Origin of the sequence: Mycobacterium sp. 1165196.3, assembly GCF_001673415.1 — a bacterium.
Classification (GTDB): domain Bacteria; phylum Actinomycetota; class Actinomycetes; order Mycobacteriales; family Mycobacteriaceae; genus Mycobacterium; species Mycobacterium europaeum_A.
The window spans coordinates 1-23239 of the sequence record NZ_LZLU01000219.1 but is presented as its reverse complement, the minus strand read 5'-3'; the positions used below and the strand labels follow the sequence as shown (position 1 = coordinate 23239).

Below are 23239 nucleotides of genomic sequence, written 5' to 3'. Positions count from 1 at the left end.
GCGCCGTCGTGACCAGAACCGTGACCGGACCCGCCTGGGTCCAGCACGCGATCTGGTGGCAGGTCTATCCCCTGGGGTTCGTGGGAGCGTTTCCCGCACCGCAGGCAGACGAGCCGCCGCAACCGGAGGAGCACCGGTTGCGGCGGCTCGTCGACTGGCTGGACCACGCCATCGAACTCGGGGCTTCCGGCCTCGCGCTGGGACCCGTCTTCGCCTCGCGCACACACGGTTACGACACCACCGACCACTACCGCATCGACCCCCGGCTGGGCGATGACGACGACTTCGACCACCTGATCGCCGAGGCTCATCGCCGCGGACTGCGGGTACTGCTCGACGGGGTGTTCAATCACGTCGGCCAGGATTTCGCGCGCTACCGCGAGGCCGCCGCCGACGACGACGCGGCCGCACGCTGGTTTCGCGGACGGCCCGGCCGATTTCACACCTTCGAAGGCCACGAGGGACTGATCACCCTCAACCACGACAACCCCGAGGTGGCCGACTACGCCGTCGACGTCATGGCGCACTGGCTGGGTCGCGGCGCCGACGGCTGGCGACTGGACGCGGCTTATGCCGTGCCGCAACACTTCTGGGCCTCGACGCTGCCGCGGGTGCGGGAGCGCTACCCGGACGCCTGGTTCGTCGGGGAACTCATCCACGGCGACTACGCCGCGGTCGTGGAGGCCGCCACCTTCGACTCGGCCACGCAATACGAGCTGTGGAAGGCGATCTGGAGCGGCCTCAACGACGGCAATTTCTTCGAGCTGGACTGGGCGCTGCAGCGCCACAACGAGTTTCTGACCTGCTTCGCACCGCTGACCTTCATCGGCAACCACGACGTCACCCGCATCGCCAGCCGGCTGGAAAACCCCGAACACGTCGCCCACGCGCTGGTGCTGTTGCTGACGGTCGGCGGGGTGCCCAGCGTGTACGCCGGCGACGAACTGGGATTCTTGGGGGTCAAGGAGGAACGCTTCGGCGGTGACGACGCGGTTCGCCCCGAGTTCGGCTCTCCCCCACTGCAACTCGACGACTTCGGCGTCGAAACCTGGCGGCTGCACCAATACCTGGTCGGCCTGCGACGCCGCTACCCGTGGTTACATGCGGCGACCACCACCGCCCGGCTGCTGGAAAACCGGCGCTACGTGTACGAGACGCGCCACGGCGACGATGCCCTGCTGGTGGCGCTCAACATCGACGACGAGCCGCTGCGGGTGACGCTGCCGAAGCTGGGCACCGCTCGCGGCGAGGTGATCGGCGGATCGGCCGCCCCACCGCAGGAGGTCGTCGACACCGTTGCCGTCGAGCCCCACGGCTGGCGGATCCTGCGCCCGGTTTAGGGCCCGGCTTTTCACGGCGTCGCCTAGGGCCCGGTCAGCCGCTCCAAGGTCAGCCGGTCCTGGCGGCCGTCGTAATACTTGTCCAGCACCGCGACGAAGTCGGCGTTGTCCTCGGTCGCGCGGGCGAAGAGCGTCATCGACGAGCGCAGTTTGAGGTCGTCCGGCGAGCCGAGAATCTGACCGATGGATCGCCCCTGCACCGCGGCGACCAGCCGGGCGCACTCATGCAACCGTGGCCCCAGCAGCTCATGGCGCAGATAGGCGTCGGCTTCGTCGAGCGAGGCGATGCCGAACCGTGCCGCCATGGCGCTGCCGCCCAGCCCGCGCAGCTGCGGAAAGACGAACCACATCCAGTGACTGCGTTTTCGCCCGGCGCGCAACTCGGCGATGACGTCGCCGTACACCGGCTCCTGCGCGTCCACAAAGCGATTGAGATCGAACGGGTCGCCTGTCGAGTCCATTTGACTACGGTTGCACACATGGCAGTCCAACGACGAGTGCCCAAGGTGCGCGACCTCGCGCCGCTGATGCAGTTCAAGCGGCCCCGGCTCAACGCGACCAGGCGCCGCCTCGACGCCGCGTACACCATCGAGGACCTGCGAGCCATCGCCAAGCGCCGCACCCCGAGGGCGGCGTTCGACTACACCGACGGGGCCGCCGACGACGAACTATCCATCCAACGCGCACGACAAGCGTTCCGCGACATCGAGTTTCATCCGACGATTCTGCGTGACGTCTCCCAGGTCACCACCGGCTGGAATGTGCTGGGGCAGCCGGTCGTGTTGCCGTTCGGGATCGCCCCCACCGGATTCACCCGCTTGATGCACACCGAGGGCGAGATCGCCGGAGCACAAGCGGCGGCCGACGCGGGGATCCCGTTTTCGCTGTCCACCTTGGGTACCTGCGCGATCGAGGATCTCGTCACCGCCGTCCCGCAGGGCCGAAAGTGGTTCCAGCTCTACATGTGGCGCGATCGCGAGCGCTCCATGGCCCTGGTGCGGCGCGCCGCCGACGCGGGCTTCGACACGCTGCTGGCCACCGTCGACGTCCCGGTCTCCGGTGCCCGGCTACGGGATAACCGCAACGGCATGACGATTCCGCCGACACTGACGCTGCGCACCGTGCTCGATGCCGTGCCGCACCCGAAATGGTGGTTCGATCTGCTGACCACCGAGCCGCTGGCGTTTGCCTCGCTCGATCGCTGGCCCGGCACCGTCGCCGAGTATCTGAGCACGATGTTCGATCCCAGCCTCACCTTCGACGATCTGGAGTGGATCAAGGCGCAATGGCCCGGCAAGCTCGTCGTGAAAGGGATTCAGACACTCGAGGACGCTCGCGCCGTCGTCGACCGCGGCGTCGACGGCATCGTCTTGTCGAATCATGGTGGGCGCCAACTGGACCGGGCCCCGGTGCCCTTTCACCTGCTGCCCACGGTCGCGCGGGAGCTTGGGCAACACACCGAGATCCTGGTGGACACCGGCATCATGGCCGGCGCCGACATCGTCGCCGCGATCGCGCTGGGGGCCCGCTGCACGCTGGTCGGGCGCGCCTACCTGTACGGCCTGATGGCCGGCGGTGAGGCGGGAGTGAGCCGCGCGATCGACATCCTCCGCAGCGGGATTGTGCGGACCATGGCGCTGCTCGGCGTCACCTGCCTCGAGGAGCTCTCCCCCCAGCACGTCACGCAACTGCGACGGCTGGGCCCGTTGCCGCCGGTGTGACGCCGGCCGCACACCCGCAACGGCCGGGGTCCCCGGGAACAAACCGGCGCCCGGCTGGGTTAAGCGCATCAGACTCAACTTTTGGAGGATTTGATGGCTGAAGCCAAGTCGGTGCCGGTGCTGTTTGTCACTGACACCATCGTATTGCCCGGAATGGTGGTGCCGATCGCGCTGGACGACGCCGCCCGAGCGGCGATCGATGCCGCTGCGGCGAGCGAATCGGGACAGCTGCTGATCGCCCCTCGACTGGACGACCGTTACCCCTCGCACGGCGTGATCGCGAAAATCCTGCAGGTCGGGCGCATCGCCGGCGGTGGCACCGCCGCGGTGGTGCGCGGTGAGCGCAGGGCGCAGATCGGGGCGGGCGCGTCCGGGCCCGGTGCGGCGCTGTGGGTCGAGGTGACTGAGGTCCCCGACGGCGAGACGACCGACGAGATCAAGGCGCTCACGGCGGAGTACAAGAAGCTGCTGCTGGCCATGCTGCAACGCCGCGAAGCGTGGGAGATCATCGATTACGTCAACAGGCTGACCGACCCGTCGGCGCTGGCCGATACCTCCGGTTACGCCTCGTACCTGACCAACGCGCAGAAACGGCAACTGCTCGAGACCGTCGACGTCACCGAGCGGCTGCGCGTGCTGATCGACTGGACCAGCTCGCATTTGGCCGAGGTCGAGGTCAACGACAAGATCGCCGAGGACGTGCGCGAGGGCATGGAGAAGACGCAGAAGGAGTTCCTGCTGCGCCAACAGCTGGCCGCCATCCGCAAGGAACTGGGCGAGGGCGAACCGGACGGCTCGGATGACTACCGTGCCCGCGTCGAGGCCGCCGAGCTGCCCGAGCAGGTGCGTGAGGCCGCGCTGCGCGAGGTCGGCAAGCTGGAACGGTCCAGCGACCAGAGCCCGGAAAGCGGCTGGATCCGCACCTGGCTGGACACCGTCCTGGACCTGCCGTGGAACGTCCGGACCGAGGACTCCACGGACCTGGAGGCGGCCCGGGAAATCCTGGACGCCGACCACCACGGGCTGGACGACGTCAAGGACCGCATCGTCGAGTACCTGGCCGTGCGGGCGCGCCGCGCCCAGCGTGGGCTGCAGGTCGTCGGCGGCCGCGGCTCCGGTGCGGTGATGGTGCTCGCCGGTCCCCCCGGCGTCGGCAAGACGTCGCTGGGCGAGAGCGTCGCCCGGGCCTTGGGCCGCAAGTTCGTCCGCGTCGCCCTGGGCGGTGTGCGCGACGAGGCCGAGATCCGCGGGCACCGGCGCACCTATGTGGGAGCGTTGCCGGGCCGGATCGTGCGTGCGATCGGTGAGGCGGGATCGATGAATCCCGTTGTGTTGCTGGACGAAATCGACAAGGTCGGTGCCGACTATCGCGGTGACCCGAGCGCGGCGCTGCTCGAGGTGCTCGACCCCGCGCAGAACCACACCTTCCGCGACCACTACCTGGATTTGGACCTGGACCTGTCCGACGTGGTGTTCCTGGCCACCGCCAACGTGATCGAGAACATTCCGTCCGCCCTGCTGGACCGCATGGAGCTGGTTGCGATCGACGGCTACACCGAGGACGACAAGGTCGCCATCGCGCGTGACTACCTGCTGCCCCGGCAGCGCCAGCGCGCGGCGCTGACCGAGGACGAGGTCGCGGTGACCGACGCGGCGTTGCGCAAGATCGCGGCGGATTACACCCGCGAGCCCGGCGTGCGCCAGTTCGAGCGGCTGTTGGCCAAGGCGCTGCGCAAGGCCACCACCAAGCTGGCCGCCAACCCGGAGCCGTTGACCATCGACGAGCCGGATCTGGTTGGCTACCTTGGCCGCCCGCGATTCACGCCGGAATCGGCCGAACGCACGGCGGTGCCCGGGGTGGCCACCGGCCTGGCCGTGACCGGCCTGGGTGGTGACGTGCTCTACATCGAGGCCGGCGCCACCGACGGGGAACCGGGTTTGCAGTTGACCGGCCAGCTGGGCGACGTGATGAAGGAGTCGGCGCAGATCGCGCTGTCCTACGTGCGCTCCCACGCCGACGCGCTCGGTGTCGAGCCCGAGGCGTTGAACCGGCGCATCCACGTCCACGTCCCCGCGGGTGCGGTGCCCAAGGACGGCCCGTCGGCCGGTGTCACCATGGTGACCGCCCTGGTGTCGATGGCGACCGGGCGTCAGGTCCGTTCCGACGTCGGCATGACCGGTGAGGTCACGCTGAACGGTCGGGTGCTGCCGATCGGTGGGGTGAAGCAGAAGCTGCTGGCGGCCCAACGTGCCGGTCTGTCAACGGTTTTCATTCCGGCGCGCAACGAGCCCGATCTGGACGACGTGCCCGCCGAGGTGCTCGAGGTGCTGGACGTGCGGCCCATGACCGATGTCGCCGAGATCGTTGCGCAGGCCCTGGAGCCGGCGGCGCAGGCCGCCACCGTGGCCGCATGACGCTGTCTAGGCGGCGTTGATCCCGTGTCGAGCTAGTGACGACGCCATGGCCCCGGGCAAGGCAAGAAGTTTTGGCTTCCCCCGGGGCCGGGTATCTGTCAGCGCAGAGGGAAGACCAGCCGAGGGGGGAATGACCTCTAACCCGACGTCAAACGGCGCGGGTGGACGAACAACAGATCACTGCCGTGACGCCGCCGTAGGCGGTCGACCGGCCGGATAAGGAGTTCATCATGAGGTTGAACAGAATTGCTGCTAGCGCCGCGATCGCGGGTGCTTTGACGTCCGGTGCGCTCGGAATCGGCGCCGGGTTGGCGCAGGCCGACCCGCATGGGCCGAATCCGCCGGTGCCGGGTTGCGTCGGCGGCCCCGGCGCCAACTGCAACGGCCCGGGCACCCCGCTTCCGCCGGGGCAGCGCGGATTCCCGCCGCCGGGGCACTTCAACGACCCGATCGGTTACGGGTACCCGGCTCGCTGGACTCCGCCGGGCCAACCGGGCGACTACCCGGTGGTATTCAACCCGGACTTCAACCAGTGGGGCGTGTTCCTGCCCGGCGGCCAATTCGTGGCCTACGCCACGTAAAACCGCATAACGAGACAGCCGCCGCGCATGTGGCGGCTGTTCTCGTTTGCGGCAGAATCCACGGCATGAGCGACTTCGCGACATTGAAACGGCAAGTGGTCCATCGGGTTCAGCGGCTGCTCGTCAACCCGGTGGGCCGGCAGCTGCCGACGACCATGCTGGAAACCACCGGGCGCAAGAGCGGGCAACCGCGCCGGACCGCGGTGGGTGGCCGCGTCGTGGACAACCGGTTCTGGATGGTCGCCGAACACGGCGAGCACTCCGACTATGTTCGCAACATCAAAGCGAATCCGGCTGTGCGCGTGCGGGTTGGCGGGCGGTGGCGCAGCGGGACCGCGCACCTGCTGCCCGACGACGATGCCGTGCGGCGGCTGGGCGAGCTGCCGCGGATGAACAGCGCGATGGTGCGCTTGATGGGCAGCGACCTGCTCACCATCCGCGTCGATCTGGACTGAAGGGTTCATGGCCTACGACGAAGACCTGGCCAACCGGATCCGCGAACTGTTGGGATCGGAGTCCGGCGTCGAGGAGAAGCGCATGTTCGGCGGCCTGGCGTTCCTGGTCGACGGCAACATGTCGGTCGCCGTGAGCGGGCAGGGCGGACTGCTGGTACGCGCGTCCCCCGCCGTGTTCGAGTCGCTGCTGCGGCGTGCGCACGTCCACCCCATGGTGATGGGCGGCCGAGAGGTGCGCGGCTGGCTGCGTGTCGAGGCCGCCGGGGTGCGGACCAAGCGGCAGCTGCAGGGGTGGGTGAACCGTGGGGTCGGCTACGCGCGCACCCTGCCGCCCAAGTAGCGTGCGGTTTGCTCGCGCGGGGCGCGGGTACGCGGGTGCGTATGGACAAGCGGGTGCGACGACTTCTCGACGTTGCCGGCACGACCTATGCGGCGCAGGCGCGTATCAAGCTGAGCGACAAGCCGATGCCGCTGTTTCAGCTGCTGGTCCTGTGCATGCTTGCCAGCAAGCCGATCGACGCCGGCATCGCCACGGCCGCCGCGCGTGAGCTGTTCAAAGCCGGCCTGCGCACACCCAAAGCCGTGCAGGCGGCCGACCGGCACACCATGATCGAGGCGTTCGGGCGTGCCCACTACGTGCGCTACGACGAGAGCTCGGCGACCCGGCTGGCGGATATGGCCGACCGGGTTCGCGACGACTACTCCGGCGATCTGCGCCGTCTGGCCGATCGCAGCCGCCATGATGCCGCAGCGGCCAAACGGATGCTCAAGCAGTTCAAGGGAATCGGCGACACCGGCGCCGACATCTACCTGCGCGAAGTTCAAGACGTGTGGACCTGGGTGCGCCCGTATTTCGATGACCGGGCCACCGGCACCGCCAAGCAATTGGGTCTGCCCGCCGCGCCGGCGATGCTGGGATCCCTTGCGCCGCACGCCAATGCGAGGTTGGCCGCCGCGCTGGTCAGGGCGTCGCTGGACGACGATGTGCGTCAGCGGGTGACCGGCTGAGCGGCCCGTGACCATACGCATCGGTACCTCAGGGTGGTCCTACAACCACTGGGCGAATGTGTTGTATCCGACGGGAACGCCGTCGGGGCGCCGCCTGGCCCGCTACGTCGAGGTGTTCGACACCGTCGAGCTGAACGCCAGTTTCTACCGGTGGCCGCAGGATTCGACCTTCACGGGCTGGCGCCGCCAACTGCCGGAGGGTTTCACCATGTCGGTCAAGGCTCATCGCGGATTGACCCACTATCGCCGGCTGGCCTCACCCGAACCGTGGATCGAACGATTCGAACGTTGTTGGCGCCTGCTGGGAGATCGGCACGGGGTGCTGCTCGCGCAGTTGCACCCCGAGCAACAGCGCGACGACGCGCGCCTGGATACGTTCCTGGCACTGATGCCCGAATCGATCCGCGTCGCCGTCGAATTGCGCCACCCCTCGTGGAATGACCCCGCGGTGTTCGAGTTGCTGGAACGCCGCCGCGCCGCCTATGTGGTGATGAGTGGCCTCGGGCTGGAGTGCATCCCGCGTGCCACGACGGATTTGGTGTACATCCGGATGCACGGCCCGGATCCGGAAGCCAACTATGCCGGCTCCTACTCCGATGACGACCTACGGCGCTGGGCCGAGCGAATCGCAGGCTGGGACGGCGAGGGACGCGACGTGTGGATGTACTTCAACAACGACCTGGGCGGCCACGCGGTCCGCAACGCGCTGGCACTGCGCGAGCTTTTGGGTTGACGCACCCGAGCGACTAGCCCGCGGTGCGCTCGGGGTCCGAGCCGTCAGCGCCGCGCGGCACCGGGGTCCACGCCCCGTCGATGACCTCGGGTGGGCATTGCGCCTGCAGCCGTTCGCGTTCGGTGCGGCGGCGTTTGATCCGCAACCGCGCATCACCGGGCAGGGTGACCAGTTCGTTGCAGGTCAGGTAGTACATGTCCTCGACATCGTCGATGAGGTCCGCCTCGACCCGCAGCGAACCCAAGGCGCGCAACGTCATACGGAGTTCGTGTGTGAACCGCATCGTGGTGTCGTAGGCCAGCTCCCGAGAACCACGGGCGGCGCGCGCCGGCCGTTGCTGCGGCGTCGGCGGCTGTTCGCAGGTGGCCGCGGCGATCAGCAACATGGTGGGATCGTCGGCGAATGTCGTGGCGGCCAACTCGGCCTCTCCCGGCCCGCGGTGCCCGATTCGCGCGACGGCGTCGTCGACGGCGGCAGCCGTCTTGGGTGACAGCGCGCGGATGCTGGCGAGGTTGCCGTCGGCGGCCAGCGCGCGCAACGGCGGGTCGGCTCGCAGCGCCGCCGCCAACTCGGCGATCTCGGCGTCGACGAGATGGCTGTCGGCGATCATGCCCACCCCGGACACACTGCGCCCCGCCTGGCCGCGCACCGGTGTCGCGGCGCTGACTCCGGCGTCGATCAGCCACAGCGCGTTGAGGATCCACCCTTGATGGATGCGATCGCGCAGCAGCCGCAGCCGAACTTCCAGTGCGGCCTCCGGTAGCAGCGCCAGTTGGCCGGTGTCGAGGTGTTCCGCGGCCGCGGCGGCGCCGTAGGCGCGGGTGTCGGACCGCAGGTGGCGCAGCAGCGCCACCGATCGACCCGCCGCGACGGCCTTGGCCAGCGAGCCCAGGGCGCCGCCTACCAGGGCCGGCTCACCGAACGGCAGCGGATCCCCGATGTGGGGCTGGCCGACCAGGGCGTCGCGGGCGAGCGCCTCCTGATCCCAGCCGGGCAGCTGAGCGGCGGCGACCATGTTGACCGAGACCCCGATGTAGGGACGATGGCCGAACACCGCGACGGCCCGGCTGGCCCATTCCTCGTCCACCGCGCCGCCGAGCGCGAGCGCCTGGCCCAATACCCTGCTCGCCGTGCGCAATCCGCTCAGTTGGACGTCAAGCGTGATCGGGGTGAGCGGTCCGGGCAGCGCCTCGTTGAGGGGGGACGCACTGAAGACGGGAAACCTCGGATCGATCTGGTCGTCGAATTCGCCCTCGATGCCTTCCGGTGCCGCACTGCGGGCGTCCTCGGAAGGCCGTCGGGAGTGGGCCAGCACCTCGACCGGGAGCGCGAGCCGCCCGCCGTGATTGATCGCGCCCGCGGTGTCGACTCGGCGACCGACGAGTCCGCGCGCGGTGTCGGCGACCGCGTCAAGCGCGTGCCAGCCGAACTGGAACGACCAATCTTCTTGTGCGGCAAAAACATCCATCTCGGGGACCAGTTGCGACCAGCTACGCACCCGATGCAGCCGGGACCGCGGGTCGGCGGCACGTAGCACCCGCCAGGCGGTGACCAGGTTGACGGTGTCCGGGCTGGCGAGGTCCACCACACCGGTGCGGTCGGTGTCGAGCACCGACACCAGAAAGCGCATCAGGTCGTCGAGATGAAGCACCCGCATGGGTTGGGTCGAGACCTTGGCGCGCAGCAGGGTGGCCACGGTGCGGCACACCATCCAGTCGAGCTGGCGACCGACCGGTGGCGCGATCCGGACCACGACGGTGGGGCCCCAACTCGACGAGACCAGGTCCTCGGCCGGCCGGTACAGCTCGGGCCGGCCGGCGGCCTGCGACACGAACAGCAGCCGGGACCCGGCGCGGGCGGCGGCATCGGTCACCCGTGCGAGGCCGTCAATGTCCGCGCTGCCCGGGGCGGTCGGGTCGATGGGGGCCAGGTGGATCACCGCGTCGGCCTCCTCGGTCAGGTCCCGTAGGACCCGATCGCGCAGCGACGCGCAAACAAACTCGACGTTGCGGTCCAGGCATGGATGGGGCAGTTCAGCAATGCCGGTGACCGTGTGCCCGGCAGCGATCAGCTGCCCAGCGACCAGCCGCCCGAGTGCGCCGGTGGCGTCGGTAACCAGGATGTGCACCTGGGCTCACCTCCCCCAACCCTCAGCATTCAACAATAGGCAAGTAGGCGTGGGCTACGCGACCGTTGGTCCGGTAACGGTTCGGCCGACCTGGTGTGATGTTGCCGGCCGGGCTATCGCAGCGTCGCGCTGCCGTCCGCGGCGACGGCGGCCTTGGCGCCACCGATGTCCTCCCGCACCGACTCCTGCGCCGCGGCGGGATCGGTGACCACGGCCAGCGCACGCGCCCCGTCGGGCGTCCGGACGGCCAGAAAAGCCTTCTCGGGCCGCCCCTCGCGGTCGAAGGGGGTCGTCCAGGCCTCCACGGTGCCGACGCCTTCCCACCCGACCGCCGCGTCGGTCGTCGGCTCCCGATCGACGGCGGGTTGCGTGTCTTCCCAACGGAATTCGGCCGGTGGCTCGGTGCTGTACACGCCGAAGCTGTGTTTGGTCAGGTAGCCACCGTTGGCGGTGATCAGGCCGCGCCGGCCCGGATTGGCCACCAGCAACTCCGCCATGGTGGCGATCGAATGCATCACGTAGTTGCTCCATGGCCCGCCCGCGAACGTCAGACCGCCGGTCACCGTCAGCGGGCGGGCGGGATCGTCGACGCTCAGCCCGAGCTCGGCCGCCGCCACCTGAACCGCGGAGGGGAAGCAGGAGTACAGGTCGACGTAGTCGATGTCGTCGACACCCACGCCGGCCAGCTCGAGCGCCCGCGCGCCGGCGATCCGGATCGCCGTCGAGCGGTGCAGTTCGTGACGTTCGGCGACCGACGGCGTGTCGTGGGCGTCGGTGCCCGCGTGCGGGTAAACCCACCGCTCGGCCGGAATCTTGAGCCGTGTCGCCTCCCCGGCCGAGGTCAGGACCAGCGCCGCGCCCTGGTCGACCATGTTGTTGGAGTTCATCAGCTTGGTGTAGGGCCAGCTGATCATGCGGTTCTGCGGACCGGCGCTGCGGATCTCGTCGGCGCTCGACGGCTTGCGGATCCAAGCGTTCGGGTTGTCCACTGCGACGGCGTTGAACCGGGCCCACAGCGCCCCGATGCGCTCGAGGTGATCGTCGATCGACTCGCCGTTCGCGATCCGCAGCGCCTCCTCGAACAGCGGATAGATGTAGGCGGGCCGGTCCAGGGAGATCCTGATCTCGGCGTCACCGGCCATCGGGACGTCGTCGCCGCTGATTTCGGCCATCGGGACCGAGTGGTCCTGCTCGGTCCACACCAGCTTGGCGCCCTTGGCCCGCAACCCGCGCCGGGTGCGCCAGGTTTCGGCGCCGGCCAGCAGCACCACCCGGGCGTGACCCCGCTGGATGTCCAGGCAGGCCTGGTTGACCAGCGACTGTGGCACGTTGCCCCCGACGGGGCTGTACAGCGTGCTGAAGTCCGTCGCCCCGATCCGCTGGCCGAGCAACAGGCCCGGGTCGCGGTATTGGGCCGACAGGATGTTGACGATGCGAATGGAGTCGACGGCCTGGATCACCGCGGGGTCGGCGGCTTTCCCGGCCGCGGCCACCATCAGGTCCATCGGCTCGACCGAGCGGCCTTGCGGGTCGATCTCGTCGCGATGGTTGACCTGGCCGTAGCCGATCAACACCGGGGTCGTGGGGTCGACGCTCATGGGAACGAATTTAGCGTGGCTATGGATCTGGTCCCGTCGGGCCTCGCCGTGGCGGCCGCGGGGTGGCGCTGCGGGCTCGACCGCTAGACGGTGTCGGCCGGGGCGGACAGGACGCCGTCGTCGAGCAGCCGCTGGATGTCCGCGGGGTTCATCCCGAGCACCTCCCGGCAGATCTCGACGGTGTGCTGGCCGGGCAGCGGCGCCGGGACGTGCCGGGCCGCCGCGATGTGGCGATACGGCGCCGGACCCGTCTCGGCCGGCAACGGGTTGTCGATCAGGGGATGCGTCATGGGGCTGTAGACGTTCCGCGCCACCAGCTGGGGGTCCTCGAGCACGTCCGGCGGGCGGTTCATCGGCCCCGCCGGGACCCCGGCCGACTGCAACAGTTCGGCGGCCCGCAACGGGGTACGGGTGCGGGTCCACCCCGAGACCAGCTCCACCAGCTCGCGGCGATGGGCCAGTCGCGCCTCGCCGGTGGCGAAGCGCGGGTCCTCGGCCCACCCGGCGTGATCGAAAACCCAAGCGGCGCGGCGCCATTCGTCGTCCGACCGGATCGAGATGACGCACCATTCGTCGTCACCGGCGCAGGGATAGACCGCATGCAGCCCGGTGTCCTCGCGGATCTGCGTGACGCCCGCGGCCAGCGCGGCCTCGGTGACGTACAGCGTGTCGAGTTGGTTGACCACGACCTCGGCCTGCGAGATGTGGACGTGGGCGCCCCGGCCGGTCCGGTCGCGGTGGATCAGCGCGGCCAGCGCCCCGATCGCGGTGACCCGGCCCACCACGTGGTCGGGGAAGACCGTCGTCGCGTCGTAGAACCCGTGCCGGCCCGCGGCGGCTTCGTCGGTCGCCTCGTCCGACGTCCAGAGCCGGGTGACCCCGGTGGTGGCGCGCACCAGTGGGCCGTAGCCCAGCCGCGCGCTCCACGGCCCCGTGTCGCCGAACGCGCTGCTTTCGGCCAGCACAATGCGCGGGTTGAGCGCGCGCAGCTCGTCGTAGGAAAACCCCAGTGCCCCAAGGGTTCCCGGCTTGAAGTTGGCGAAGACGGCGTCGGCCTCGGCCACCAGGCGGCCGAAGATCTTCTTGCCCTCGGCGCTGCGCAGATCCAATCCGAGGCCCCGGTTGTTGCGGTGCGTCCAGGCGAACGACTCGCTCATCGCGTCGCCGATCCGGGCCTGCCGCAGTCCGTCCGGGTAGTCGACGCTTTCGACTTTGATGACGTCGGCGCCCAGGTCGCCGAACAACCGGCTCAGCTCGCCGCCGGCCACGATGATGCCCAGATCCAGAATCCGCAGCCCGGCAAAGGGATAGTCGCCGAGCCGGCCCGAGGACGACGGCACCACCGACGGGTTGCCGCTCCAATACGGTTCGTCGCTTCCCGCGGCGGGGACCGGCGTCCGGAAACCCGCGCGGCGGCCGTCCACGACGAAATATCCGGTCGGCACGGCGGTGCGCACGCCGGGGACCAGTTCGGCCTCGGTGATCGCGCCCACCGCCTGGAAGTGTTCGGACCCCAGGATCCGTGCGGGCGTCAGCACCGCGGCGATCGGCACCCCGTTGGCCTGCCCGGCGGCCACCAGATCCTGCATGGTCTGCCCGGCGAACAGCTCCCGGATCAGCTCGCTGATCTGCGGCCAGGCCGCGAACCGCTCGCCGATCGCGTCGAATTTCGGGTCCTGGAACTGTTCCGGCTCCCCCAGCCAGCGCCGCAGGCCGCGCCACTGCCGCGGCGCCATCACACACAGCCGGACGTAGCCGTCCCGGCACGGATAGATCGGGTAGGCGTCCTGGTTCTTCGGCCGGCCCCGCCACCGCCCGCTGCGGCGGACGCCGGCGGCGGCCTGCCCGTGCGCGCCGAACGCGGGATCGAGCGCCATCACGACGGCGTCGAACCACGAGAAGTCGATGTAATCGCCCGTGCCGCAGCGTAATCGGTTGTAATACGCCGCGAGCGCGGCCCACGCCGCCTGGACGGCGGCGGTCGCCGAAGCGATGCCGTCCGGCGGCAACACGGGCGTCCCGGTGGTGGGGCCCGACCGCGACAGCGCGCCGCACATCGCGTACAGCACCGGATCGGTGGCGCGCCAGGACGACCGCGACCCCGTCGCACCGAAGTCGGTGATCGAGAGCACCACCAGGTGTGGGTAGCGGGCCGCCAGCTCCTCACCGGAGGTCCCGAACATGGCACCGCGCTCGTCGGCGCCGGTGTCCACCAGGATGTCGGCCTCGGCGGCCAGTGCCAGGAAGCGGGCGCAGTCCTCGTCATCGAAGGGGTCGAGCACCGTGCTGCGCTTGTTGGCGTTGTGCACGGCGAACGGAATGCTGGCGCCGCGCAGCGTGGGCAGCGCATCGCGTCCCAGGCATCCGCCCGGCGGTTCCACCTTGAGGACGTCGGCACCCAGGTCGGCGAACAGGCGGGTGACCGCGTCGGCGACGCCGCTCGACAAGTCGAGCACACGCACGGCATCGAGCAGCCCGTCGGCCATCTGGACACCGTACCTGCCTGGTCAGGCGGCTGCCCGTCGGGCATTCCCCATGCGGATCGATCGCCGGCGCGGCCAAAGTGCCGGGTGGGCAAGCTGATTCGGCGCACCGGTGATGGTGGTCGGTGGTCGGTCGAAGACCCGCGCCGGTGCGGCGTCGGCTATCGTCACAGGCCGATCCGCCAGGCCCACCCGTCGTCTCATGGAGGCATCCCGTATGACCGCGCACCTGAGCTACCTCGAGGCCGTGGTGGTCGGCGCCTTCCAAGGCGTCACCGAGCTGTTCCCGGTGTCCAGCCTGGGGCACGCGGTGCTGGTGCCCGCGCTGGCCGGCGGGCGATGGGCCCAGGACCTCAGCGTCTCGGCCCCCAAATCGCCCTACCTGGCGTTCATCGTGGGCCTGCATGTGGCCACCGCCGCGGCGCTGCTGCTGTTCTTCTGGCGTGACTGGGTGCGCATCCTGACCGGGTTCTTCACCTCGCTGCGTCATCGCCGGATCCGGACGCCCGACGAGCGGCTGGCCTGGCTGATCGTGGGCGGCACCATCCCGGTGGGCCTGGCGGGGCTGGCGCTAGAACAGCTGTTCCGCACCACACTGGGCAAGCCGGTCCCCGCGGCGGCCTTCCTGCTGCTCAACGGGATCGCGCTCTACGCGGGAGAAGTGTTGCGCCGGCGGGTCGCGCCCGAACCGGATGGGCCGGCGGCGACCGGCCAGGAACTCGAACACGGCGACGAGGCGTCGGACCGCCGGCTCGCCCAACTGCCGCTGCCCCGCGGCGTGGTGATCGGTGCGGCGCAGATCCTGGCGCTGTTCCCCGGCATCAGCCGCTCGGGAATCACCATCGTCGCCGGGCTGTGGCGGGGCCTGTCGCACGAGGACGCGGCGCGGTTTTCCTTCCTGCTCGCGACCCCGATCATCCTGGCCGCGGGGGTGTACAAGATCCCGGAACTCTTCGGGCCGCTCGGCGCCGGGATCGGGGGCCAGGTGTTGGCCGGCAGCGTCGCCTCCTTCGTCTGCGCCTACCTCGCCGTGCGCTTCCTGACGCGCTACTTCCAGACCCGGACGCTCACGCCGTTCGCGATCTACTGCGCCCTGGCCGGCGGGGCCAGCCTGGTTTGGTTTGCCCTGCGCTGAACCGGCGGGCTACCGGTCATCTGGGGATTGTTGCGCGGGGCGACTTCGAGTGCTGTGCTTAGCCCACTGGCGAAGTTGACACCCGTCAAGAATCTGGAGGGGACCAGGAATGGCAGATACGGCTTCCGTCGGCGTGAAGGGCAGGGGCCGGCTGAAAGGCAAGGTCATCGTGATCACCGGCGGCGCCCGGGGAATCGGACTGGCCACCGCGACCGCGCTGCACAAGCTGGGCGCCAAGGTCGCCATCGGCGACGTCGACGAGGTGCGGGTGAAGGAGTCGGGCGCCGACCTGGGCCTCGACGTCTACGGAAAACTCGACGTCACCGACCCCCACTCGTTCGCCGACTTCCTGGACGAGGTCGAGCGGCAGCTCGGCCCGATCGACGTGCTGATCAACAACGCCGGCATCATGCCCGTCGGCCGAGTCATCGACGAGCCGGACGCGGTCACCCGCCGGATTCTGGACATCAACGTCTATGGCGTGATGCTGGGCAGCAAGCTGGCCGCCCAGCGCATGGTCCCCCGCGGCACGGGGCACATCATCAACGTCGCCTCGCTGGCCGGTGAGCTCTACATCGTCGGCCTGGCCACCTACTGCGCCAGCAAGCACGCGGTGGTCGCGTTCACCGACTCGGCCCGGCTGGAGTACCGCAAGGCCGGGGTGAAGTTCTCTCTGGTGTTACCGACGTTCGTCAACACCGAGCTGGTCGCCGGCACCCCCGGCATGAAGGGCTTCCGCAACGCCGAGCCCGCCGAGATCGCCGACGCGATCGTCAACCTGGTCGCCCACCCCAAGCCGCGGGTGCGGATCACCAAGGCGGCCGGCGCGATGGTGGTCTCCCAGAAGTTCTGGCCGCGTCGAATCGCCGAGGGGCTCAACCGGATGCTCGGCGGCGATCACGTCTTCACCGACGACGTCGACGTGGCCAAGCGGCAGGCGTACGAGGCCCGCGCCCGCGGCGAAGACTAGCCGCGCACGAGCATTGTGCGCCGAAGGCGCGCACAATCGGCCCAGTGAGCCTAGAAACCCGAACCTCCGTGCCCGCGCAATCTCCGCTCTCCGACGACGAACTCGCTCTCATCGACAAATACTGGCGCGCCGCCAATTATCTCTCGGTGGGGCAGATCTACCTCCTCGACAACCCGCTGCTCACCGAGCCGCTGTCCACCGAACACGTCAAACCGCGCCTGCTGGGGCACTGGGGCACCACGCCCGGGCTCAACCTCGTCTACGCGCACTTGAACCGGATCATCCGCAACCGCGACGCCGACGTCATCTACGTGACCGGCCCGGGCCACGGCGGCCCCGGGCTGGTCGCCAACGCCTACCTGGAGGGCACCTACAGCGAGGTGTACACCGGCATCGAGGAGGACACCGAGGGCCTGCGCAAGCTGTTCCGGCAGTTCTCCTTCCCCGGCGGCATCCCCAGCCACGTCGCCGCGCAGACGCCGGGCTCCATCCACGAGGGCGGTGAGCTGGGCTACGCGCTCGTGCACGCCTACGGCGCCGCGCTGGACAATCCGTATCTGGTGGTGGCCTGCGTGGTCGGCGACGGCGAGGCCGAAACCGGGCCGCTGGCCGCCAGCTGGCACTCCAACAAATTCCTCAACCCGGTGACCGACGGCGCGGTGCTGCCCATCCTGGCGCTCAACGGCTACAAGATCGCCAACCCGACGGTGCTGGCCCGCATCCCCCACGACGAGCTGGAAGCGCTGCTGCGCGGCTACGGCTACCGGCCGATCACGGTTGCCGGGGACGACCCGGCCGACGTGCACCAGCAACTGGCCGCGGCGCTCGACGACGCGTTCGACGACATCGCGGCCATCCAGAGCGCGGCCCGCGGCGGCGGCGAGGTCGAGCGGCCGGTGTGGCCGATGATCGTGCTGCGCACGCCCAAGGGCTGGACCGGACCCAAGGTGGTGGACGGCAAGAAGGTGGAGGGCACCTGGCGCTCGCATCAGGTGCCGTTGTCCGAGACGCACGACAATCCCGAACACCGCGCCCAGCTCGAGGAGTGGCTGCGCAGCTACGCCCCCGAGCAGCTGTTCGACGAAAACGGCAGGCTACGTGAGGAATTGCGGGTCCTGGCGCCCACCGGCGATCGGCGGATGAGCGCCAACCCGCACGCCAACGGCGGCCTGCTGCTGCACGACCTGGACCTGCCGGACTTCCGCGACTACGCCGTGGCCGTCGAGCGGCCGGCGGCCGCCACGCACGAGGCCACCCGGGTGCTGGGCACGTTCCTGCGCGACGTGATCGCCCGCAACCGGGATCGGTTCCGGCTGATGGGGCCCGACGAGACGGCGTCGAATCGGCTCGACGCCGTCTACGGCTCGACCGACAAGGTGTGGCTCTCGGAGGTTGAGCCCGACGACGAACACCTCGCCCCCGACGGCCGGGTGATGGAGGTGCTCTCCGAGCACCTGTGCCAGGGCTGGCTGGAGGGCTACCTGCTGACCGGCCGGCACGGGCTGTTCAACTGCTACGAGGCGTTCGTGCACATCGTCGACTCGATGCTCAACCAGCACGCAAAATGGCTTGCCACCAGCCGGGAACTGCCGTGGCGCCGCCCCATCGCGTCGCTCAACTACCTGCTGAGCTCGCACGTCTGGCGCCAGGACCACAACGGCGCGTCCCATCAGGACCCGGGGTTCATCGACCTCGTCGCCAACAAACGTCCCGAGCTGACCCGCGTCTACCTGCCGCCGGACGGCAACACGCTGCTCTCGGTGGCCGACCACTGCCTGCGCAGCCGCGACTACATCAACGTCATCGTGGCCGGCAAGCAGCCCGCGCTGGCCTACCTCGGCATGGACGAAGCCATCGCGCACTGCACCCGCGGCCTGGGCATCTGGGACTGGGCGAGCACCGCCACCGACGAACCCGACGTGGTGCTGGCCTGCGCGGGCGACATCCCCACGCTCGAGACGCTGGCCGCCGCCGACATCCTGCGCCGCGAGCTGCCGGACCTGGGGGTGCGGGTGATCAACATCGTCGACCTGATGCGGCTGCAGCCGGACTCCGAGCACCCACACGGCCTGCCGGACCGCGAGTTCGACGCGCTGTTCACCCGGGACAAGCCGGTGATCTTCGCCTACCACGGCTATCCCTGGCTGATCCACCGGCTCACCTATAGCCGCACCAACCACGCCCACCTGCACGTGCGCGGCTTCAAGGAGCGCGGCACCACGACCACGCCCTTCGACATGGTGATGCTCAACGACCTGGACCGCTTCCACCTGGTCATCGACGTGATCGACCGGGTGGACGGGCTGGCCAGTCGCGCCGCCATGCTGCGCCAGCGCATGGTCGACGCCCGCCTGGCCGCGCGGATGTACACCCGCGAACACGGCGAGGACGACCCGAAGATCTCCGGCTGGACCTGGTCGCCGAGCGACCAGGACTGACACCGCGTTTCGGCGCCACCGCGACCGTGACGGCCACCTCGTCGAACGTCGAGGCGGGACCGGCGCCGGTAAACTGGTCGGATGCCTGACGCCACCGGGACCGCCCGCATCGAGCCCCTGGTGTCCCCGCTGGCGGCGCCGCACCGATTCCGGATCCACCTCGACATCGCCGTCGTCGTCGCGGTGCTGGTGCTGACCAACCTGATCGCGCACTTCACCACGCCGTGGGCGAGCATCGCGACCGTGCCCGCCGCGGCCGTCGGCCTGGTGGTCCTGATGCGGTGGCGCGGCCTGGGCTGGGCGGACCTGGGTCTGGGCCGCGAGCACTGGAAGCCCGGCCTGGGTTACGCGGTGGCCGCCGTGGTCGTCGTGGCCGCGGTGATCGCGGTGGGCGTCCTGCTGCCGGCCACCCGGCCGATGTTCATGAACAACCGCTACGCCACCATCTCCGGGGCGCTGATCGCCTCGATGGTCATCATCCCGCTGCAGACCGTGATTCCCGAGGAACTGGCCTTCCGCGGCGTGCTGCACGGAACGCTCAACAGGGCCTGGGGCTTTCGCGGCGTCGCGCTGGCCGGCTCGCTGTTGTTCGGGCTGTGGCACGTCGCGACGTCGTTCGGGTTGACCAGCAGCAACGTCGGCTTCACCCGGCTGTTCGGCGGCGGGATCGTGGGGATGGCGGCGGGGGTGACCGGCGCGGTGCTGGCCACCGGGGCGGCCGGGTTCGTCTTCAGCTGGCTGCGCCGGCGCAGCGGCAGCCTGATCGCGCCGATCGCGTTGCACTGGTCATTGAACGGCCTTGGCGCGCTGGCGGCCGCACTGGTGTGGCACCTGTCCGCCTGACCGGGTTCACACCAGCAGCACCGCCGCACCGGCGATGCGCCCGGCGCTCAGATCCGCCAGCGCCCGATCGGCCTGTCCCAGCGGATATTCCGGCGTCGTCACCTCGATGTGGTGTTTGCTCGCGAAGTCGAGGAAGGCCCGCGCGTCGGCCCGGGTGTTGGACGTGACCGATCGGACCTGGCGTTCCTGGAACAGGTGGCGCTGGTAGTTCAGGGTCGGGATATCGGACAGGTGGATCCCGGCGATGGCCAGGGTCCCGCCGCGGTCCAGCGCCTCAAGCGCGGGCAGCACCAGATCCCCCACCGGGGCAAACAGGATCGCGGCGTCCAGCGGCACCGGCGGTGGATCGGCCGCGCCCTGAGCCGACGCGGCGCCGAGCTGCAACGCCAGTTCCTGCGCCGGGGCTCCGCGGGTCATCACGTGCACCTCGGCGCCTTGCGCCAACGCCACCTGCGCGGTGATGTGCGCGCTGCCGCCGAAGCCGTAGAGGCCCAGGCGGCCGCCGGGTGGCAGCTCGGCGCGCAACAACGAGCGGTAGCCGATGATGCCCGCGCACAGCAGCGGCGCCAGCTCGCTGTCGCTGTAGCCGCTCGGCAGTGGGTGCGCGAATGCCGCCGGGACGGTGGCGAATTCGGCGTAGCCGCCGTCGGCGTCCCAACCGGTGTAGCGGGACTGGGGGCACAGGTTCTCGTCGCCGCGACGACAGTATTTGCAGACGCCGCAGGTGTGGCGCAACCAGGCGATGCCGACCCGATCCCCCACCCGGAATTCGCCGGCGGCCTCGGCGCCCATCTCGATGACTTCACCGACCACCTCATGGCCGGGAGTGACCCGGTCGCGGTGCACCGGCAGGTCGCCCTCGGTGACATGCAGGTCGGTGCGGCAGACGCCGCAGGCGCGCACGGCCACCAGCAGTTCGGACGGTCCGGGGCGCGGTATCTCGGTGGTGACTTGCTCCAGCGGGCCGGTGTTCATCGGCCCGGGTCGACGTACGCGCCAGGCGCGCATTGCCGTGGTGGTCACCGGTGGAGGCATCAATCCATCATGCCGCTAACCACCACGGCCGCAACGGGTTAAGCCCTACGTCCTGTGTCGCACCAAGCCGACGACCCAGAGCAGGAGCACGGCGCCGAGCAGCGCGGTGAAGAAGGTGAAGATGATCCCGCCGCCCGCGGTGTTGACGAAGAAGCTCAGGATGAACCCACCAATCAGGGCGCCGACGATGCCGATGACGATGTCCATCAGGATGCCGGCCCCGCTGCCCCGGATGATCCTGCTGGCGAGCGCTCCGGCGAGACCGCCGATGATGATGTAGCCGATCCAGCCGACGCTGGTCAAAGTGGTGGAGCGGGCAAGAAATTCGGTTGCTGCCATGACAGTCATGAAAGTCTCCTTGCAATCGCTGGCAAAGCCCAGCTATTTGCTGGGCGTCATTCCGGTATACCCAGTTTGGGTCACGAAATGAGTGCCGAATCGGAGACGGTTGACCAGTCGGTTTTCCGTCGCGGCCGAACCGGTCGGCGGAGCTGTCAGGCCGACAGGGTCTGCTGCGGTGTCGGCGTGGGGGGCGGGCTCACCTCGGAGGCGGGCGCCCCACCCGGAGCCTGCGCCGGTGCTCCGGGCGCCGCGGGGGCCGCGGGAGCCGGCGCTGGGGCACCAGGGGCGGCCGGCGCCGCCGGGGCGGCCGGTGGCACTGCCCCGGGTGCCGGTGCGGGCGCAGCCGGGGCGCCCGGCGCCGCGGGGGTTCCCGGAGCCGGCGCCGGTGCCGCCGGCGGTGTCCACGCCTGGATCGACTCGGTGAGCGCCTTGGCCGCGCCCCGGTCCACCGGGTCGTTCGAGGTTCCGAGCCACACCACGAACCAGCGTTGGGCGGTCCCGCCGTTGGCCGCGCCGATGACCCCGGTCCAGATCTGGCCGTTGGGCTTGGACGCGTCGCTGAACTTCACTTCGTAATACGACGCGCTGCCGGTGCTGCCGTTGCTCCCGGTGAGCGGCGTGGCGTCCTGGTTGATCCGGGTGCCGGGATAGGGCATGAAGAACTCGCCCATGTCCGAGCCCAGCCGCACGGCGGCCTTGGCGTTGTTGGCTTCCGCGCTCGCGTAGAGCTTTTGGTCCAGGCGGCCCATCACGATGCGGGTGTCATTGGCGACGGCCGGTGGCTGGTCGGGCGCCGGCGGCGGGCCGGTGACCTTGCTCAGCAGCGCCGAGCCGTAGTCGAGGTGCGACGCGTCCGACTCCACCCAGCCGCCGGGCAGGACGTAGCTGAATCCCCCGACCGCGTTGGTGATCCGCCCGGCGTTCGGATCGGCCGGCGGTGGCGGCGGGGCGTTCGGGTCGACGGGCGGCGGCGGTGCGCCGTTCGGGTTGATCGGCGGCGGCGGGGCGGCGTTGGGATCGCCGGGTGCCGGTTGCCCGTTCGGCGCCTGGGCGGCCGGCGGCACCGTGGGCGCCGGGGCGCCGGGTGGGGCCGTGGCCGTGGTTGGCGGGACCGGGGTCGGCACCTCGGGATCGGCGTTCGAGGTTGCCGGCAACGCGATGGCGACGGCGCTGGCGCCGGTCACCGTGGTGATTGCCAGGGTCGTCCACAATCCTTTGCGACGGGTCGAGGTCGGATCCACCTGCTCCATGGCGACGAACCTACCGTGTTACCGCTGTGACGCAAGGATGCATTGCGACGAATGCTGCGCGGATTTACCGATGTTGCCAATGTGCAACCTTCGTCGGGCGGCGCGGCCCCGCGCGGCGCCGTCACCGGGCGGCGGGATGCAGCGCCACTTCGTGCGCCTTGACGGAGAACCACACCCGGTCGCCGGGCGCCAACTGCAGCTCCGAAGCGGCGTCGACGGTGATCTCCGCGGCCAGGCCCGGGGCGCCGTCGGGTTGCTGAGTACCGCGCACCAAGACCGCGGGGCCGCGGACATCCAGCTCCGCGACGGTGACCTCGACGGTGTTGCGGGGGCTGCCGTGCGGCCGATCGCGGTAGACGGCCACCGCCGTCGGCGAAAACACCGCGATCGCATGCTGCTCGGGCGAAAAGGCTTCGCCGCCCTGTGCAGGGGCCGCATACCAGCGGACACCGGAGTCCGCGCGCAGCGAGCCGTCCCGGCCGACGGTTCCGTTCACCAGGTTGATGCCCGCGATCCGGGCCGCGAAATGACTGCGTGGTGCGGTGAGAACGTCTGGCACCGGCCCGATTTCGGCGATTGTGCCCGACTCCAGCACCAGGACGCGATCGGCCAGGGTGAACACGTCCAGCAGGTCGTGGGTGACCAGGACCGCCGCACAGCCGGTGCGGGTGATCACCCTGCGCAGCACGGCCCGGATCGCGGCCGCCGCGGCGACGTCGAGCCCGGCCAGCGGTTCGTCGAGCAGCAACACGTCGGGTTCGGCG

The 23239-nt window shown here is 69.9% G+C and carries 20 protein-coding genes; 12 read left to right on the top strand and 8 right to left on the bottom strand.

Annotated elements, in window-relative coordinates:
- Positions 1-8: 8 nt before the first annotated feature.
- The gene (locus A5659_RS22005) at positions 9-1340 is read left to right on the top strand and encodes an alpha-amylase family protein (RefSeq protein ID WP_082976149.1); all 1332 of its coding nucleotides are present in this window, start codon (positions 9-11) and stop codon (positions 1338-1340) included.
- Positions 1341-1363: 23 nt separating this feature from the next.
- On the opposite strand, the gene A5659_RS22000 is transcribed toward A5659_RS22005, so the two are convergent.
- A complete protein-coding gene (locus A5659_RS22000; RefSeq protein ID WP_067184223.1) occupies positions 1364-1801 on the bottom strand; it encodes a DUF1810 domain-containing protein in 438 nt (145 codons plus the stop codon).
- 18 nt (positions 1802-1819) lie between these two features.
- Between A5659_RS22000 and A5659_RS21995 the strand changes: the two genes are divergently transcribed.
- From A5659_RS21995 to A5659_RS21965, 7 genes are all read left to right on the top strand, one after another.
- Positions 1820-3061 (top strand): alpha-hydroxy acid oxidase, encoded by a 1242-nt coding sequence (locus tag A5659_RS21995; RefSeq protein WP_067024518.1) that lies wholly within the window; start codon positions 1820-1822, stop codon positions 3059-3061.
- Positions 3062-3154: 93 nt separating this feature from the next.
- Positions 3155-5476, top strand: coding sequence for an endopeptidase La (lon, locus tag A5659_RS21990; RefSeq protein ID WP_067184220.1), 2322 nt, complete (start codon positions 3155-3157; stop codon positions 5474-5476).
- Between the two features lie 230 nt (positions 5477-5706).
- A complete protein-coding gene (locus A5659_RS21985; RefSeq protein WP_066870779.1) occupies positions 5707-6057 on the top strand; it encodes a hypothetical protein in 351 nt (116 codons plus the stop codon).
- A gap of 65 nt (positions 6058-6122) precedes the next feature.
- Positions 6123-6512 (top strand): nitroreductase family deazaflavin-dependent oxidoreductase, encoded by a 390-nt coding sequence (locus A5659_RS21980; RefSeq protein WP_066870781.1) that lies wholly within the window; start codon positions 6123-6125, stop codon positions 6510-6512.
- Between the two features lie 7 nt (positions 6513-6519).
- Positions 6520-6852 carry a TfoX/Sxy family protein gene (locus A5659_RS21975; protein ID WP_067024521.1) on the top strand — a complete coding sequence of 111 codons (333 nt, stop codon included), beginning with the start codon at positions 6520-6522 and terminating at the stop codon, positions 6850-6852.
- A 41-nt stretch (positions 6853-6893) separates the two neighbouring features.
- Complete coding sequence (locus tag A5659_RS21970; RefSeq protein WP_067024524.1) at positions 6894-7520, top strand: endonuclease; 627 nt, start codon at positions 6894-6896, stop codon at positions 7518-7520.
- 7 nt (positions 7521-7527) lie between these two features.
- Positions 7528-8253 (top strand): DUF72 domain-containing protein, encoded by a 726-nt coding sequence (locus tag A5659_RS21965; protein ID WP_067024527.1) that lies wholly within the window; start codon positions 7528-7530, stop codon positions 8251-8253.
- 13 nt (positions 8254-8266) lie between these two features.
- Here the strand turns inward: A5659_RS21965 and A5659_RS21960 are convergent, their stop codons facing one another.
- From A5659_RS21960 to A5659_RS21950, 3 genes are all read right to left on the bottom strand, one after another.
- On the bottom strand, positions 8267-10381 hold the full coding sequence (locus tag A5659_RS21960; RefSeq protein ID WP_067024530.1) for an NAD-dependent epimerase/dehydratase family protein: 2115 nt from the start codon (positions 10379-10381) through the stop codon (positions 8267-8269).
- Positions 10382-10494: 113 nt separating this feature from the next.
- On the bottom strand, positions 10495-11979 hold the full coding sequence (locus A5659_RS21955; protein ID WP_067024532.1) for an acetyl-CoA acetyltransferase: 1485 nt from the start codon (positions 11977-11979) through the stop codon (positions 10495-10497).
- Positions 11980-12062: 83 nt separating this feature from the next.
- Positions 12063-14465: a CoA transferase gene (locus A5659_RS21950; RefSeq protein WP_067024535.1), complete on the bottom strand. Its 2403-nt coding sequence runs from the start codon at positions 14463-14465 to the stop codon at positions 12063-12065.
- A gap of 214 nt (positions 14466-14679) precedes the next feature.
- Between A5659_RS21950 and A5659_RS21945 the strand changes: the two genes are divergently transcribed.
- The 4 genes from A5659_RS21945 to A5659_RS21930 all read left to right on the top strand — a co-directional run bounded on the left by A5659_RS21945 (position 14680) and on the right by A5659_RS21930 (position 19848).
- Positions 14680-15597: an undecaprenyl-diphosphate phosphatase gene (locus A5659_RS21945; RefSeq protein WP_066872820.1), complete on the top strand. Its 918-nt coding sequence runs from the start codon at positions 14680-14682 to the stop codon at positions 15595-15597.
- A 109-nt stretch (positions 15598-15706) separates the two neighbouring features.
- Positions 15707-16567 (top strand): SDR family oxidoreductase, encoded by an 861-nt coding sequence (locus A5659_RS21940; protein ID WP_066872817.1) that lies wholly within the window; start codon positions 15707-15709, stop codon positions 16565-16567.
- Between the two features lie 44 nt (positions 16568-16611).
- On the top strand, positions 16612-19005 hold the full coding sequence (locus A5659_RS21935) for a phosphoketolase (protein WP_067024537.1): 2394 nt from the start codon (positions 16612-16614) through the stop codon (positions 19003-19005).
- An 81-nt stretch (positions 19006-19086) separates the two neighbouring features.
- Positions 19087-19848, top strand: a complete 762-nt coding sequence (locus A5659_RS21930; protein ID WP_067024539.1) for a CPBP family intramembrane glutamic endopeptidase — start codon at positions 19087-19089, stop codon at positions 19846-19848.
- A gap of 6 nt (positions 19849-19854) precedes the next feature.
- On the opposite strand, the gene A5659_RS21925 is transcribed toward A5659_RS21930, so the two are convergent.
- The 4 genes from A5659_RS21925 to A5659_RS21910 form a co-directional block, all read right to left on the bottom strand.
- The gene (locus A5659_RS21925) at positions 19855-20883 is read right to left on the bottom strand and encodes a zinc-binding alcohol dehydrogenase family protein (RefSeq protein ID WP_066872810.1); all 1029 of its coding nucleotides are present in this window, start codon (positions 20881-20883) and stop codon (positions 19855-19857) included.
- A gap of 45 nt (positions 20884-20928) precedes the next feature.
- The gene (locus A5659_RS21920) at positions 20929-21231 is read right to left on the bottom strand and encodes a GlsB/YeaQ/YmgE family stress response membrane protein (RefSeq protein ID WP_066872807.1); all 303 of its coding nucleotides are present in this window, start codon (positions 21229-21231) and stop codon (positions 20929-20931) included.
- A gap of 146 nt (positions 21232-21377) precedes the next feature.
- Positions 21378-22475, bottom strand: a complete 1098-nt coding sequence (locus tag A5659_RS21915; protein WP_067024541.1) for an alanine and proline-rich secreted protein Apa — start codon at positions 22473-22475, stop codon at positions 21378-21380.
- Between the two features lie 121 nt (positions 22476-22596).
- Positions 22597-23239: TOBE domain-containing protein (locus A5659_RS21910; protein WP_197498135.1), on the bottom strand; the 643-nt coding region annotated here is incomplete at its 5' end.